Annotated in this window: 12 protein-coding genes; 8 read left to right on the top strand and 4 right to left on the bottom strand. The window is 68.7% G+C overall.

Annotation, left to right across the window (positions count from 1 at the left end; genetic code table 11):
• Window positions 1–199 precede the first annotated feature (199 nt).
• Together QH196_RS14035 and QH196_RS14030 are read right to left on the bottom strand one after the other, a co-directional pair.
• Window positions 200–646: a PaaI family thioesterase gene (locus QH196_RS14035; protein ID WP_280416219.1), complete on the bottom strand. Its 447-nt coding sequence runs from the start codon at window positions 644–646 to the stop codon at window positions 200–202.
• A 347-nt stretch (window positions 647–993) separates the two neighbouring features.
• A complete protein-coding gene (locus tag QH196_RS14030) occupies window positions 994–1,704 on the bottom strand; it encodes a hypothetical protein (protein WP_280416218.1) in 711 nt (236 codons plus the stop codon).
• Between the two features lie 224 nt (window positions 1,705–1,928).
• On the opposite strand from QH196_RS14030, the gene QH196_RS14025 reads away from it, so the two are divergent.
• The 8 genes from QH196_RS14025 (at window position 1,929) to QH196_RS13990 (ending at window position 11,581) form a co-directional block, all read left to right on the top strand.
• Complete coding sequence (locus tag QH196_RS14025) at window positions 1,929–2,318, top strand: BlaI/MecI/CopY family transcriptional regulator (RefSeq protein ID WP_033246209.1); 390 nt, start codon at window positions 1,929–1,931, stop codon at window positions 2,316–2,318.
• Window positions 2,319–2,356: 38 nt separating this feature from the next.
• A complete protein-coding gene (locus tag QH196_RS14020; protein WP_280416217.1) occupies window positions 2,357–3,295 on the top strand; it encodes a M56 family metallopeptidase in 939 nt (312 codons plus the stop codon).
• The gene (locus tag QH196_RS14015) at window positions 3,288–4,625 is read left to right on the top strand and encodes a DEAD/DEAH box helicase (protein WP_432279490.1); all 1,338 of its coding nucleotides are present in this window, start codon (window positions 3,288–3,290) and stop codon (window positions 4,623–4,625) included. Before QH196_RS14020 ends, QH196_RS14015 begins: the two co-directional genes overlap by 8 nt.
• A 204-nt stretch (window positions 4,626–4,829) precedes the next feature.
• The gene (locus QH196_RS14010) at window positions 4,830–6,266 is read left to right on the top strand and encodes a GuaB1 family IMP dehydrogenase-related protein (protein WP_280416216.1); all 1,437 of its coding nucleotides are present in this window, start codon (window positions 4,830–4,832) and stop codon (window positions 6,264–6,266) included.
• A gap of 247 nt (window positions 6,267–6,513) precedes the next feature.
• Window positions 6,514–7,908, top strand: a complete 1,395-nt coding sequence (locus tag QH196_RS14005) for a hemolysin family protein (RefSeq protein WP_280416215.1) — start codon at window positions 6,514–6,516, stop codon at window positions 7,906–7,908.
• The gene (locus QH196_RS14000; RefSeq protein ID WP_280416214.1) at window positions 7,901–8,968 is read left to right on the top strand and encodes a hemolysin family protein; all 1,068 of its coding nucleotides are present in this window, start codon (window positions 7,901–7,903) and stop codon (window positions 8,966–8,968) included. Before QH196_RS14005 ends, QH196_RS14000 begins: the two co-directional genes overlap by 8 nt.
• Entirely contained in the window at window positions 8,965–9,864 is a 900-nt protein-coding gene (locus QH196_RS13995) for a 3-methyladenine DNA glycosylase (protein ID WP_280416213.1), read from the top strand. Before QH196_RS14000 ends, QH196_RS13995 begins: the two co-directional genes overlap by 4 nt.
• Before the next feature lie 139 nt (window positions 9,865–10,003).
• Window positions 10,004–11,581, top strand: a complete 1,578-nt coding sequence (locus tag QH196_RS13990) for an LVIVD repeat-containing protein (RefSeq protein WP_280416212.1) — start codon at window positions 10,004–10,006, stop codon at window positions 11,579–11,581.
• A gap of 346 nt (window positions 11,582–11,927) precedes the next feature.
• Here the strand turns inward: QH196_RS13990 and QH196_RS13985 are convergent, their stop codons facing one another.
• Together QH196_RS13985 and QH196_RS13980 are read right to left on the bottom strand one after the other, a co-directional pair.
• Window positions 11,928–12,767: an MHYT domain-containing protein gene (locus QH196_RS13985; RefSeq protein WP_280416211.1), complete on the bottom strand. Its 840-nt coding sequence runs from the start codon at window positions 12,765–12,767 to the stop codon at window positions 11,928–11,930.
• A gap of 161 nt (window positions 12,768–12,928) precedes the next feature.
• Window positions 12,929–14,623 carry a hydrogenase maturation protein gene (locus QH196_RS13980; protein WP_280416223.1) on the bottom strand — a complete coding sequence of 565 codons (1,695 nt, stop codon included), beginning with the start codon at window positions 14,621–14,623 and terminating at the stop codon, window positions 12,929–12,931.
• Between the last annotated feature and the right edge of the window lie 203 nt (window positions 14,624–14,826).

The raw sequence follows: 14,826 nt of genomic DNA, 5'->3' as shown, positions 1-14,826 counted from the left end.
GCATAACGGCGGTCGAACGAAAGACGGGGGGGGGGCGCGCGGGCGAAAAGCGCCGCCCCCCCCCCCCCCCCCCACCCGGCGGTGATGGGGTGGGGGGGCACAGAAGACGCCGGGGGGGCGGCGGCGCGCGCGGCCGGCGCCCCGCCCCCCCCCCCCCCCCCCCCCGTCTTTCGTTCGACCGCCGTTATGCCGCCCGATCTCAGGACCGGTGCGGCAGATTCTGTATCCGTACCTGACCGCGCGCGATCAGCCGATCCTCCTCGTCGGTGACCAGGACCTGCCACAGCTGCTGCATCCCGCCCCGATGGATCGGGGTGGCTTCGGCAGTGAGCTTGCCCTCGCGCACGGCCCGCAGGAAATCGGTGGAGTTGTTGACTCCGACCACGATTCCCCGGTCCCCGTACCACGCGGAGGCGCCCGTGCTGGCGAGCGTTTCCACGGCGGTACACAGGACCCCGCCGTTCTGGATCCCGGCCGGCTGATGATGCTGCGGAGTGACGACCCATTCACCCCGCACCCGGTCCGGTCCCAGTTCGGTCACCTTCAGGCCCATCAGGCCCGCGAAGGTGCCCTTGCTGATCTCGTTCAGCTCCTCGGGGCCGAGATCGGCCATCGACTGCGGGAGCCGGGTCTGCTGTTCGGTCATGCCTCAACAATCGCACGGCGGCCGTGCACGAGGCGGAACCGGTTGCCCGATACACGTCCCGGGATTCGACTTTCGGCCGCGCTCGCTGCCGGCTCTGTTCCGGTGCGATCGAACGCTCGCCGCCCAGCTCGGCTGTCTGCCCCGGGGCGTCCTGTGCGTACCGCGGCCGCAGCGGTGCCGGCGGTACGCAATCCGCGCAGAGTTCGGTCGCTCTGTGGCCGGTAATGAAAGCGGCGGACCCCACCGGAAGTGGAGTCCGCCGCGCGTTTGGATCGGGGGTCACCGCAGCCCTCGGGACTCTCGCGCGATCCGTACGCCGCTTTCAAGTATAGGTCAGGCTTACCTAACTAGGCAACACGTTGGGCACGGCGGATCGCCAGCCCGCGATCCTCGAGGGCCGTCAGCAGGCCCTCACCACGCCGGGCGCCCGCCACCGGATCGGCCCCCGCCAGCGCGGGCACATAGGTCGTGGCGCCGCACACGGATTCGGCGACCAAGGCCCAGAAGCGCCGCGGACTCAAGCCCGCACACCGGGCCAGCGCACCCTGCACCAGCAGGAGCGACGGTTCACACCGGTAGGCGAGCCAGACCCACATCGCCCGCTCACACGGCAACGTCACCACACCCGGCGAATCGGCCAGCGGATCCCCGTCGACCACACGGATCGTCGTATCGGCCAGACCCGCCCAGTCGATACCGCCGTCGTTGTCGGTGTGGATCCAGAGGTTCTCCAGCCCCGGATCCCACGCCCGTCCGTCGGCGACCCACAGCGCCGCGACCCGGCCCACCACCGCATGGATCAGGGCGGTGGCGACCACCTCGGCGGCGGCGGTCGCGCTGATCATCTCGGCGGCGTGCCGGCGGTACATCAGGTCGATCCGCCCCTCACGCAGGCCGGTGGACAGCGCCCACCAGCGCCGTTTGCCCTGATCGGCCATGGCCGCGGCGGCGTACACCCGCGGATGTTCCGGCTGCAGCGCCCGCAACCGAGAACATGCCGAACCGAAGGCCGCCGCCTCGTAGGGACGGGGGATGCGCACAGTGGCCAGTTCGGACATTCGAACCTCCTCGGGATCGGCGTTGCAGCAACGGCTTGATCGAAAGATAGGTTAGCCTAACCAGACCTAGCAAGTATTTCGCGCAAACCGATCGAATGCGCACCATCGGGCTCGCACCCCCCGAATCACCGCCCGAGCGGGCGAACTGTGAGCTATGACCAATCCCACGCGGTTACGACACCCTGTAGTACGCCCAAGTGTCGTTGAGGTCGTAAAATCGAGAGATGGCTGGACTTGGTGAACTCGAGAAAGCGGTTATGGACCAGTTGTGGTCGGCCGACGAACCACAAACGGTCCGGCAGGTGCACGAGGCCCTGTCGGCGCGCCGTGAACTCGCGTACACCACTGTGATGACAGTGCTGCAGCGACTGGCGAAGAAGAACCTCGTGGTGCAGCGGCGCGACGATCGCGCGCACCGGTACGCTCCGGTACACAGCCGCGACGAACTGGTCGCCGGACTCATGATGGATGCGCTGCAGCAAGCCGACGAGGCCGGCAGCCGGGCAGCGGCCCTGGTGCATTTCGTGGAGCAGGTCGGGAAGGACGAGGCTGCGGCCCTGCGGGATGCGCTCGCTAAGCTCGAAGCAACCGAGGACACCGCACCGCCGCAGTGAGCTCGGACCCTGGCCCCACAACGCAGTGAGCAGAGTCGATGAACGCAGCAGCACCGGCCTTCGCCGTACTTGCCTTGCTTCTCGCCGGTCCCGTCCCGGAGGCGCTCAGCCGTGCGACCTGGACCTACCGGGTGCCGCGGGCCGCACTCGTCCTCTGGCAGGCCATCGCATTGGCGGCCGTGCTCAGCGCCTTCAGTTCCGGGCTCGCCATCGCCGCCGAACTCCTGGTCCCCGGCGCCGACGGCCGGCCGACCACCAAGCCCACCGATGAAATCGATGCACTCGGCCTGCCGCTGTGGCTGGCCTACGTGTCGGTTTTCATGCTGACCCTGCTGGTCGGCGCGCGGCTGGTCTACGCGTCGATCAGGGTCGGGGTCCACACCCGGCGGCGGCGGGCCCGCCATCGGATGCTCGTGGATCTGCTCGACCAGAGCGGACCGGTCCGCCGCGCGGCAGATATCCGGGTTCTCTCGGCCACCGAACCCATCGCCTACTGCCTGCCGGGCCTGCGGCGCCGGGTCGTGGTGAGTGCGGGCACCCTGGACAACCTCACCGAACAGGAACTGACCGCCATCCTCAGCCATGAACGGTCGCATCTGCGGGCCCGCCACGATCTGGTGCTCGAAGCGTTCACCGCGGCACACGAGGCCTTTCCCCGCTTCGTCCGCAGCAAATCGGCACTGGATTCGGTGAAACTGCTGATCGAACTCCTTGCCGACGATTCCGCGGTGAAGGTGACCGGGCCCAAACCGCTGGCCCGGGCGCTGGTCGCCTGTTCGAAATCCACCGCCCCGCAGGGTGCGCTCGCGGTCGGCGGCCCGAGCACGCTCATCCGGATCCAGCGCCTGGCCGGGCCGCTCGGCGATATGCGTATCGCCGGCGCCGCCTATCTCGCCTCGCTCGCCATCCTGGTGGTGCCGACGCTGGCCGTCGCGATTCCCTGGCTCGTCGAGCTGAGCCGGCTCTTCCGTGCCTGATCCGGTATCCGTCCCGCAGCGTCAGCCGCCGGAATCCGCCAGCTCACCCGCGAAGCCCCCGTTCGCCCGGCTGGGCCTGCCCGTACTCACGGTCCAGGCGCTGCGGCGGGAAGGTCTCACCGAGCCACTGCCCATCCAGGAGGCGGCGGTTCCCGATGTACTGGCGGGTCGCGATGTCCTGGGTCGTGCACCGACGGGATCGGGCAAAACGCTCGCCTTCGGGCTGCCCATGCTGGCCCGGCTCGCCGGGCGGCCCGCGATTCCCCGCTCCCCGCGCGGGCTGATCCTCGCGCCCACCCGCGAACTGGCCTTGCAGATCGAACGCGCGCTGGAACCCTTCGCACTGGGTCTGCGGCTGGGTACCGCCGTCGGTGGTATGCCGGCGAGCCGCCAGGCCGACAAACTACAGCGCGGTATCGATCTGCTGATCGCCACCCCGGGACGGCTCACCGACCTGGTCGAGCAGGGCGCCGCGATACTGGATGCAGTACGGATCACGGCCGTCGACGAGGCCGACCATATGGCCGATTTCGGTTTCCTGCCGCAGGTGCGGAGCCTGCTGGACGCGACTCCCTCCGACGGCCAGCGGCTGTTGTTCTCGGCGACCCTCGACGACGAATCCGTCCAGGACCTCGTCCGGCACCATCTCCGGAATCCGGTCACCCACAGCGTCGCATCCGAACCCACGGCAGCTGTCGCGGTCCACCACCTGCTCTACGTCGAAACGGCCGACAAACCCGCCGTGCTCGCGCGAATCGCCGCCCGCGAGGGGCGCACACTGCTGTTCGTGCGTACACAGTACGGTGCCGAGAAACTCACCCGCCGGCTACGCGACCAAGGGGTCACGGTCGCCGCGCTGCACGGCGGCAAAGCCCAGAACCGGCGGCTGCGCACCCTGGCAGCATTCGCGGACGGTGCGGTACCGGCACTGGTCGCCACCGATATCGCCGCCCGCGGTATCCACGTCGACGCGGTTTCCCTGGTCGTCCACGCCGATCCGCCCACCGACCCGAAGGACTACGTCCACCGCGCCGGCCGCACGGCGCGCGCCGGCGCCACCGGCACGGTGGTCACCGTGGTGACCCCCGATCAGCGCGCCGAGGTCACTGCCCTCACCGAGGCGGCGGGCGTCGACGTGGTGGTCCATACCGTCCGGCCGCAGGACCGGGAACTCCAGCAGCTCACCGGCGCCCGCTCCCCTGCGGCCGCGCCCGCCGCCCCCGAACCGGCAGCCCCCGGCCACACCCGGCCCCGGCGCGGTACCGGACGCGGATACCGGGCGGCCGACACGCCCCCGCCACGGCGCCCGCATCGACGCCGGAAGAAGTGATCCGCCCGGTCCGGCCGACCACCCTGCCGCCCGCACCGCGACAGCCACCACTGAGATGGCCGTGCGTGCAGCGCCGCCGGCACAGGCCTTGCCCCGGGCGGCGACACGACCGTCCGGCCACCGGCAGCCGGGCCTCCGGAACTGTGGGAGTTGGCGGAGGCGATGCCGCCCCGCCACGGTCCGGTCCCGATTACCATGGGTGCAGTGCAGTTTCTCCCCGGACAAACCCCGCCGTACGACCTGACCTACAACGACGTCTTCCTGGTCCCGAACCGCACCGATATTGCGTCGCGGTTCGATGTCGACCTCACCACGTCCGATGGCTCCGGCACCACCATTCCGCTGGTGGTCGCGAATATGACCGCGGTAGCCGGCCGGCGGATGGCCGAAACGGTGGCCCGACGCGGCGGGATCGTGGTGCTGCCGCAGGACCTGCCCAACAGTGCGGTCGCCGAAACCATCGCGTTCGTCAAGAGCCGCTCGCTCATCGCGGATACCGCGGTCACGCTGACCCGGGACGATTCGGTGTCCGATGCCATGGCACTGATCCACAAGCGTGCGCACGGCGCGGTGATCGTGGTGGACCGGGACCGGCCGGTCGGCGTGGTCACCGAAGCGGCCTGCGCCGATGTCGACCGGTTCGCCCGGTTGCACGAGATCGCCACCACCGATTTCGTGACCGCCCCGGCCACGGCCGAACCGTCCGATATCTTCGACCGGCTCGAGGCCGCCCATGCCGATCTGGCGGTACTCCTCGCCCCCGACGGCACCCTCGCTGGTGTGCTGACCCGTACCGGCGCGGTGCGGCACGGGATCTACACCCCGGCCGTGGACGGCGACGGAAAGCTGCGGATCGCGGCCGCCGTCGGTATCAACGGTGACGTCCCGGCCAAGGCCAAGGCGCTGGTGGATGCCGGCGCCGATCTCCTGGTGGTCGACACCGCCCACGGGCATCAGGTGAAGATGCTGGAAACCCTGAGCGCCATCCGCGACCTGGGCCTCGGTGTGCCGTTGGTGGCCGGGAACACGGTCTCGGCCGAAGGCACCCGGGATCTGATCGCGGCCGGTGCCGATATCGTCAAGGTCGGAGTGGGCCCGGGCGCCATGTGCACCACCCGGATGATGACCGGCGTCGGCCGGCCGCAGTTCTCCGCGGTGGCCGAATGCGCCGCCGCGGCCGCGGAGCTCGGGGCATATGTCTGGGCCGACGGCGGTGTCCGCCATCCGCGCGATGTCGCGCTGGCGCTCGCGGCGGGGGCCTCCAATGTCATGATCGGTTCCTGGTTCGCCGGCACCTACGAATCGCCCGGCGATCTGCGCGTGGACCGGGAAGGCAACGCCTACAAGGAGAGCTTCGGGATGGCCTCCAAACGCGCCGTCGCCGCCCGCACCGCCGCCGACCGCGGCTACGATCGCGCCCGTAAAGCCCTGTTCGAGGAAGGTATTTCCAGTTCGCGGATGCTGCTGGACCCCGAGCGTCCCGGCGTCGAGGACCTGATCGACCACATCTGTTCCGGCGTCCGCAGTGCCTGCACCTATGCCGGTGCCCGCACCCTCGCCGAGTTCCACAACCGCGCCGTCCTGGGGGTCCAGTCGGCCGCCGGATTCGCCGAGGGACGCCCGCTGCCCGGCGGGTGGTGAGCGGACGGCCCGCCGACCGGCCCGTGCACCCCGGTGTACGGGCCGGTACCATGAGTTTCGTCGGCGATTGCCGGCCGTGAGTTCATCAGGACGAAAGGAACCAGTTGTCACCCGCGTCCGAGGGCGCCACTCAGGAGGGCTCATCTATCGAGCCGGGTGACAGACCCGGCGTCCCCCTCCGCACGACCCTCCACCGACCACCTGTTCGTCCGGCCGTTGCTGCCGAAGCCCGCCGGGTGGTGGTGATATGACCGTCGTACTCACCATTGCGAGCCTGATCGGGTTCGTGGCGCTCACCGCGGGCACCGCCCTGTTCGTGGCCGCCGAATTCTCCCTCACCGCGTTGGAACGCAGCACCGTCGAAGCGCATGCCCGCGACGGTGACGTCCGGGCCCGCGCGGTCCGCCAGGCCCATCGCACACTGTCGTTCCAGTTGTCCGGGGCCCAGCTCGGCATCACCATCACCACGCTGATCACCGGCTATATCGCCGAACCGGTGCTGGCCCGTTTGCTGGCACCGCTGTTCGGCCTGGTGGGTATCCCCGATTCCGCGGCCACCGGTATCTCGCTCGTCCTCGCCCTGATCCTGGCGACCTCGCTATCGATGATCTACGGCGAGCTGGTGCCGAAGAACATCGCGATCGCGGCACCGCTGGCCACCGCGCGCACCACGGCGGGGCCGATGGTGGCGTTCTCGACGGTGTTCAAACCGATGATCCAATTCCTCAACGGGACGGCGAACTGGGTGGTGCGCCGGCTCGGGGTGGAACCGGCCGAGGAACTGCGCTCGGCGCGGTCGCCGCAGGAACTGGGTTCGCTCGTGCGCACCTCGGCCCAGCACGGTGCGCTCGATCAGCGCACCGCCCAGATCCTGGACCGGTCGCTGCAGTTCGGGGCGCGCAGTGCCGAAGAACTCATGACACCCCGCGTGAAGATCGAAGCGCTCGAACGGACCGATACCATCGGCGATCTGCTGGCCGCCGCCGCCCGCACCGGGTTCTCCCGGTTCCCGGTGATCGACGGCGACCTGGACAACACGCTCGGCGTGGTCCACGTCAAACAGGCCTTCGCTCATCCGGCGCGCACCCGCGCCGGAGTGGGTCTGGCGCAGATCGCGCAACCCGTTCCCGTCGTACCCGCCAGCCTCGACGGCGACGAGGTACTCGAACGGGTCCGGGCCGACGGTATGCAGGTCGCGCTGGTGGTCGACGAATACGGCGGCACCGCCGGTCTGGTGACCATGGAGGACATCATCGAGGAGATCCTCGGCGATGTCCGCGACGAACACGACGAGGAGGAACGCGACGTCCGCCGTGTCTCCGACGGCTGGGATTGTTCCGGGCTGCTGCGGATCGACGAGGTCTCCCGGGCCACCGGTTACCAGGCGCCGGAGGGCGAATACGAAACCCTCGGCGGTCTGGTGCTGACCAGGCTCGGCCGGATCCCGGCGGCCGGCGATATCGTCGTTCTGCCGCAGCGGCGCGGCCACGACCGCCGCCATATCGACGGCCCGGGTGGTTGGCTCGCCCGCGTGGAACGGATGGACGGGCGCCGGGTGGACCGGGTCCGGCTGGTTCCGGTCGACGACCGGTCGCTCGAACGCGAACATCAGCCCGCCGGACGGGAGTACCACCATGGGTGACTTGTTCGCTGTCGCGCTCACGGTGCTGCTGCTCGCCGGGAACGCCTTCTTCGTCGGCGCGGAATTCGCGCTGATCTCGGCCCGGCGCGACCGGCTCGAGGCGCTCGCCGCGCAGGGTAAACGTAATGCCGATACCGTGATCCGGGCCGGCCAGAATCTTTCGATGATGCTGGCGGCGGCCCAGCTCGGTATCACCATCTGCTCGATTCTGCTGGGCCGGGTCGGCGAACCCGCGGTCGCGCATCTGCTGGAATACCCCTTCGAACTGGTGGGCCTGCCGGAGGCGCTGCTGCATCCGGTGTCGTTCGTGGTGGCGCTGACCATCGTGGTGATCCTGCACATCCTGATGGGCGAGATGATCCCGAAGAACATCGCGCTCGCCGGTCCGGAACGCAGTGCGCTACTGCTGGTGCCGCTGCATCTGGCCTGGTTGCGGATCGCCCGGCCGCTCATCGCGCTCTACAACTTCGCGGCCAACGCGACATTGCGCATGCTGCGTATCGAACCGAAGGACGAACTCGAATCCGCGGTATCCAGCGATGAACTCGCCGAGATGATCGGCGAATCGCGGTCCGAGGGGCTGCTGGACGAGGAGGAGCACCGCCGCCTCACCCAGGCTCTGGGTACCGGGGAGCGGTTCGTGGCCGAGGTCATGATCCCGCTGCACCGGATGCGGACCGTGCCGTTGCGGGGAGCGGGCGGTACCTCGCTCGGCGATATCGAAACCGCCGTCGCCGAAACCGGGTTCTCCCGATATCCGGTGCGGGCCGCGGACGGGTCGTTGGTCGGGTATCTGCATGTGAAGGATGTGCTGGACAAGGTGTCCGACGAGTCGGCCGGACCGAATACCGAGATCCCACGCACCGATATCCGCCCGCTGCCGACCGTACTGCTGGGCACCACCCTGTACGAGGCGCTGGCCCGGCTGCGCCGCACCAGCAGTCATCTGGGCCGGGTGGTGGACGCCCGCGGGAACACGGTCGGGGTCGTGGCGCTCGAGGATCTGGTCGAACAGTTCGTCGGTACGGTACGTGATGCCACGCACCGGGTGGCCGAATGACGGTAGGTGCCACCGTGGCGGTCCTCGCCGAATCCGAATGGCGGCCCCGCGCCACCGCGCACACCGCCCGCGCCGATGAGCTCGCCGGTGACTATCTGCGGCGGCGAGCCACCGGGACCCGCCACCCGGTGCTCGATTTCCTGTGGACCTATTACGGGCATCGTCCGGCGCAGCTGCGCCGCTGGCATCCGGGGTACGGCCGCGCCCTACGCGGCGCCGCCGAGTACAGCGGTCTGCGCGGTTATCACCGGCTCGACGAGCCCACCTCCGCCTCCGGGCCGGTGCTGACCGCCGATCCGCGGTTCCTGCGCGCCCGCGGCGATACCGTGGCCTATATCGCCGGCCTGCTGCGGGCGACCGCCTCCCGGCCGGCCCAGCTGTCCTGTTTCGGCCTGCACGAATGGGCGATGGTGTACCGCACCGGGGAGGTCCGCCACGATTCGGTCCCGTTGCGGCTGGGTGCGGCGGGTACCGATGCCGTCCTGGAGTCGATGCCGGTGCGCTGCACCCATTTCGACGCGTTCCGCTTCTTCACCCCGCCCGCCGTGGGCCGTAACAACCGGCATCTCACCCGCGACGACCAGCCGCTCACGGAACAGCCGGGCTGTCTGCACGCGAATATGGACCTGTACAAGTGGTGTTTCAAGCTCAGCCCGCTGGTGTGCTCGGATCTGCTGCTGGACTGTTTCGCCCTGGCTCGTGACGCCCGCGAACTCGATATGCGGGCCTCTCCTTACGATCTCCGCGAGTACGGGTACGAGCCGATCGAGATAGAGACCCCGGCGGGCCGCGCCGTCTATGTGCGGCAGCAATCGCTCATCGCGGACCGCGCGACCACGCTCAGGTCTCGGCTGCTCGCCGAGTGCGAATACCTACTGGAACAACTCCGCGGATAGGCCGGAACGCCGTCGGCATTCGGCGAAACCGCGCCACGGGGGCACGCCGAATCGCTACCATCACTGGACAATTCCGGGTTGTGTCCCAAACACTGCCCGGGCGGGTCGGACGAGGTAGCTCGGGAAGCGCGAGGATGCAATGGGGCGTCCCTTCGGAGAACTCCATCGGGCCAGGGCGATGGTGCTCGGCGTGGTCACCGTGGTCACCGCGATACTGCTACCGGGCAGTGCCACAGCGGATCTACAGGCAGATATCCACAACGAGGTCCGGGAATTCCTCGACGTAGGCCGTATCGCCGTACCGCGCGCCGAATGCGGGCCCGGCGCCATGCCCGAACCCGGGCTGCAGGGCGATGTTCCGGCCGCCGATCGCGACAGCGGGCGCAGCACCCAGGGGTACCGCTGCAATATGTCGATGGTCGGCCAGTTCGCCGGACGCGGGGCGGGGATCACCTCCACCAGTTTCGAGCACTGCGCCTATATGGGGACCTTCTTCCCCGGTAACCTGCTGCACCAGAACGGCGGGGTGCAGGTCCTCGATGTTTCCGATCCGGCGCATCCGCGCCCGACCGTGACCCTGAACGAACCGGCGATGGTCGCCGGCACCTGGGAGAGCCTGAAGGTGAACGCCCGGCGCAAACTGCTGGTGGGCACCGGGGTCCCGATGCTGGTCGGGGCCGGGTATCTCTCGGTCTACGATATTTCCGATTGCGCGCATCCGCGGCTGCTGAATCCCGGCCCGGGTACGAACCTCGGTATGCCGCTGCCGATCACGACCCATGAGGGCGGATTCTCCCCCGACGGCAACACCTACTGGGCCTCCGGGATCACGCCCGGTTTCCTGAGTGCGGTCGACCTCACCGACCCCGCGAACCCCCGAGTCGTCTGGCAGGGACTCACCGGTATCACCGCCCATGGTTTCGGCGTGAGCCCGGACGGCAACCGGCTGTATCTTTCGGCTCTCAGCGGCGTCACGGTGCTGGACGTCAGCGCGGTACAGCGGCGCGACCCCAACCCGCAGGTACATCACATCGGGCGGATGTTCTGGTCCGACGGCTGGGCCACGCAGCACAGTATTCCGGTCACCTACGACGGCAGGCCCCATATCTACACCGTCGACGAGGGAGGTTCCGGCGGCGTCAAACTGATCGACGTCTCCGACGACACCGACCCCCGGGTCGTCGCAAAGGTGAAACTGGAGATCAACCTGCCGCAGAATCTGGACAGCAGTATCGCCTCCTCCATGGGAGGTTCGATCTTCGCCTACGAATCCCATTACTGCGCCGCCGACCGGCCGGCGAACCCCACCGCGCTGGCCTGCGGCTGGATATCGTCCGGTATCCGGGTGTTCGATATCCGCGATCCGAAAGCGATCCGGGAGATCGCCTATTTCAACCCGCCGGCGCGCACCGGGCGCAATCTCGAACTGACCAACTCACCGCATGCGCTGGCCTCACTGCTCGGTATTCCGGCGATGACGGCGCCCAGCGCGGCCCGCGCGGTACTCGAGGGGCAATTCGACCCGTCGCAGGCGCTCTCCGCGCGGACCGGCAAGCTCGCTTTCGGCGATGTCTCGACCGACTGGTGCCTGTCGCCGCCGGAATGGCGGGGCAACGATCTCTACGTCACCTGTTCCGATAACGGTTTCATGGTGTTGCACGTGGACGAATCGGTGTACACGCCGCCGGCCGATCAGCAGTCGGTGGTGGGTTCCTGATCGGCGCACCGGGCAAACCCACCCGCACGACAGCGGGGCCCCCCCCCCCCCCCGCCCCCCCCCCCCCCCCCCCCCCCCCCGCGGGGGGGGGCCGCGCCCCCGGCCCCCCCCCCCCCCCGCCTCGGCCGGTCAGCGACTCACAGCGGCGGGAAACCCGCCGAGCCGGTGGCCATCCAGTTCCAGAAATCCCCCACCCGCATCACGATCAGCGCGGCGATATCGAGCACGGTACTACCCATCGAGCATTCCTCACATCAGCTTGCAGATACGGCGGCCCAGGATAGGACCCCCGGCCCATCGGGACAACCGGGCCCCGCCCACGGTGTCACGACGGCGATCTCCGAGGTTAGTCGTGGCTGGGCATTCGTGGCCACTGACGGCCACTATGGGCCAATGTAGCCGGGTCCGTGGTGAGCAAGGTGCCGGATTTGCCCGATTCGGGCGCCGGACCGGCCGCGGCGACACTGCGCACCTCGAGTTCGGCGACGCCGACCAGCACCACCAGTCCCACGACGACCAGCGCGACCGTGGTCAGCAACGGGGTGAGCAACTCGACCGGCGCGCCCCCCTCGGGCAACCCGTGATGTTCGCCGTGGTGTGCGCTCATGGACGCCATACCGGTGTAGTGCATACCGCATACCGCGACACCCATGATCAGCGCCGCACCCACGGTATTACCCCAGCCCTGCACGTGCAGCATGAACCACAGCGCGGCGGTGGCGGCGACCACCGCGATCGCAATGGAGAGCAGGACCAGGCCGGTGCTGTATTGCATATCGACGCCGGTGCTCATCGCGGCCATACCCAGATAGTGCATGGCCACCACGCCGAGCCCGGTGATGGCACCGCCGAGGGGTAGTGCGACCGCCTCCCGGTGCCCGCGGACGACGATCATCAGCCCGATCAACACCACGACGATCGCGATCACCGCGCTGAGCAGGGTCATCGGCATGTTGTACCGGATACTGGTCCCGTCGATGGTGAAGCCGAGCATCGCCGTGAAATGCATAACCCAGATACCGGCCCCACCCAAGGCGATCGCCGCCGCGACCAGCCAGCCGTAGGCCGGGTTCGCCGTACGCGCTCGCACGGCGCAGCGCAGGCCGAGCACCGAGCCGATGAACGACATCACATAGGCAAGGACAGGAGTCACCCAGCCGTTGCTGAAGTGCTCGAGATGTAGCACGTCTCTCTACTCCGCTTGTATTAGTCGATTTCCGAACCACAGCCACGCAGGCAGAAGTTCGATGTTCCCGGAAGCGGGCAACAAAGTAAAAATTTCACCTCAGGCGGGTATGCCCTCGCCACCTGATGTCACAACTGGGCTACCCGGCCCGGACCGGTGCCTCAGCCCAGCAGATACGCCGGGGTGGCCGGGGGCACGACGTTGTACACGAAGTTCTGCCGCAACTGGTGGTACGGCTCGTCCTCGGCGAAGAAGTTCCGACGCATATGTGCCAGCTCCTCGGCCCGGTAGTCGGCGAGCGGTTTGACCGCTTCGTCCGCTTCCCGCTGCCGTTTCTTGGCCGTCAGGCGAGCCTCCAGCTCCGGCGAATCGGCGAGCAGGGCCGCCTCCCGCCGCACCCATTCGCGGAATTCGGCGGTGCCGCCGCCCGCGACGCGGTCCACCAGACCGATGGCCTCGGCCGCGCCCGCCCCGATGGGCAGGGTGTCCCTGGTCAAGCGCGCGGCCTCGGTGGCTCCCACGCGGCGCGGCAGCGAATACGTCCAATATTCCGAGCCGTACAGGCCCATGAGCCGGTAGTGCGGATTGAGCACGACCGATTCGCGGCACCACACCTCGTCGGCGGCCAGCGCGAGCATCACCCCACCGGCCGCCGCGTTCCCGGTCAACGCCGAGATCACCAGTTTGTCCGTCGTGGTGAGGATCGCCTCCACCAGGTCGTTCATCGCGGTGATATTGCGCCACGATTCCTCGGCCGGGTCCGCGGCCGCCTCGATGACGTTGAGATGGATCCCGTTGGAGAAGAAGTCACGGGCCGGGCCCAGGACCAGCGCGCGGATCGGCCGCGCACAGGCCTGCCGGTAGGCCGCATGCAGGCGCCGGCACTGGACGGTACTCATGGCGCCACCGGCGAAGGCGAATTCCAGATAGCCGACGGAGCCCTGCTCGTAATAGCACAGCTCCGACCAGGTATCGCGGACCGCTGCCTCGGCCGGCGTGACCGGTACCTCGGGGATATCCCCGGGCAGGTCGGCGCCGAGCGCGTCGGCGGCGGGGCGTTTGAAGGTTGCCGGCCCGCCCGGTTTCCGGCGCCGGCGCAGCTGCGGCAGCCAGACCGCGCCATCGACAGTGGCCCGGCAGATAGCCCCGTCGCGGGTGGCGACGACGGACCCGGGAGTACCCCGCAACCGGTCCTCACGGTGACCGCCGTGGAGGAAGTACTCCCGGCCGTACAGTTCGTCGAGCACTCCCGGCTGCGAATCGGCGGCGCGCAGTTTGCGCAGGATCGAGGCGGTGTCCTCGCTGTTCCAGTCGATCCGGCGATACTGCTGGGAATGGTAGGGCCGCAGCTGTCCGCGCACATCGGGACGGCTGTAATCCAATGGTTCGGGCTCGAATTCGCCGCCGGCGAACCGATCGACGGCCAGCAGTACCGCGGCCACGGCAGCATCGGAGACCTCGTTGCGGTACAGCTCGCTCTTTCCGCAGGCGGCCACCGGGAACCGCACGGAAGCCCAGATCGGTCCGGCATCCATTTCCGCGACGGCCTGCAGCACTGTCACACCCCACTCCCGGGCACCGCTGCTGATCGCCCAGTCGAGCGAGGAGGGCCCGCGGTCGCCCTTCGGGCCGGGATGCACGATGAGCACGGTATACGCGGTCCAGATATCTTCCGGGATCGCCGTTGTCAGCATCGGCGCCACGATGAGATCGGGGCGGAAATGCGTGACCCGGGCCCGCAGCAGATCGTCGCCGAGTGCCAGTTCGACACCCACCTCGTGCCCGCGACCGCGTAACTCGGTGTGCACCCGCTGGGTGAGACTGTTGAATGCGCTGGCGACGAGCAGGACGCGCAAGGTTTTCCTCCATCGGGTGAAATCTGTTCGATCCCAAAGTATTGTTTCGATTCCCGACAAAGCTAATCCCCGGGCGTGGCATCCGCAGTCCGGGGTGATCCCCGTAACACCAACCCGCACGGCGTACCCGTCCACCGGCCAAGATATTCCGCGCCCTACCGGCCCGAGCCGTATGCAGCGCGGAGGCGGCGTCCGGCCCACTG

This window comes from Nocardia carnea (assembly GCF_029868325.1).
Lineage (GTDB): Bacteria > Actinomycetota > Actinomycetes > Mycobacteriales > Mycobacteriaceae > Nocardia > Nocardia carnea_C.
Note: the sequence above shows the minus strand (reverse complement) of the source record. Positions and strands in the feature narration are given on the sequence as shown.

What these genes read in the sequence shown, in the direction of transcription:
- QH196_RS13990 (WP_280416212.1), top strand. Translation starts at nt 10,004, where the DNA reads ATGGGGCGTCCCTTCGGAGAACTCCATCGGGCCAGGGCGATGGTGCTC.
- QH196_RS13995 (WP_280416213.1), top strand. Translation starts at nt 8,965, where the DNA reads ATGACGGTAGGTGCCACCGTGGCGGTCCTCGCCGAATCCGAATGGCGG.
- QH196_RS14035 (WP_280416219.1), bottom strand. Translation starts at nt 646, where the DNA reads ATGACCGAACAGCAGACCCGGCTCCCGCAGTCGATGGCCGATCTCGGC.
- QH196_RS14025 (WP_033246209.1), top strand. Translation starts at nt 1,929, where the DNA reads ATGGCTGGACTTGGTGAACTCGAGAAAGCGGTTATGGACCAGTTGTGG.
- QH196_RS14000 (WP_280416214.1), top strand. Translation starts at nt 7,901, where the DNA reads ATGGGTGACTTGTTCGCTGTCGCGCTCACGGTGCTGCTGCTCGCCGGG.
- QH196_RS14005 (WP_280416215.1), top strand. Translation starts at nt 6,514, where the DNA reads ATGACCGTCGTACTCACCATTGCGAGCCTGATCGGGTTCGTGGCGCTC.
- QH196_RS14020 (WP_280416217.1), top strand. Translation starts at nt 2,357, where the DNA reads ATGAACGCAGCAGCACCGGCCTTCGCCGTACTTGCCTTGCTTCTCGCC.
- QH196_RS14030 (WP_280416218.1), bottom strand. Translation starts at nt 1,704, where the DNA reads ATGTCCGAACTGGCCACTGTGCGCATCCCCCGTCCCTACGAGGCGGCG.